Annotated in this window: 1 pseudogene; it reads right to left on the reverse strand. The window is 72.7% G+C overall.

The features are described 5' to 3' along the window. Positions 1-242: pseudogene (locus tag KVS67_RS12780) on the reverse strand (bifunctional metallophosphatase/5'-nucleotidase); the annotation flags it as partial.

The raw sequence follows: 242 nt of genomic DNA on the forward strand, positions 1-242 counted from the left end.
CCAGGGCCAGCTTGATGGAGGTGCCCGGGATGTCGAAGTAGGTGATGGTGTTGCCGGACGGCGCCATGTCGAGCAGCTCGCCCAGGGTGAGGCGACCGACGAGGTCGGCCGGCTTGGCCGGGGACGCGCCGCCGTCGGTGAAGCGGTCCGTCAGCAGCTCGGAGCGCAGGCCGCCGGGGTTGGTCACGCCGTGGTCCACCTCGGGGTTCGCCTGCTCGGCGGCGTGCTTGACGGCGTCGCCC

The organism is Micrococcus sp. GbtcB5 (assembly GCF_019091605.1).
Taxonomy (GTDB): Bacteria; Actinomycetota; Actinomycetes; order Actinomycetales; family Micrococcaceae; genus Micrococcus; species Micrococcus luteus.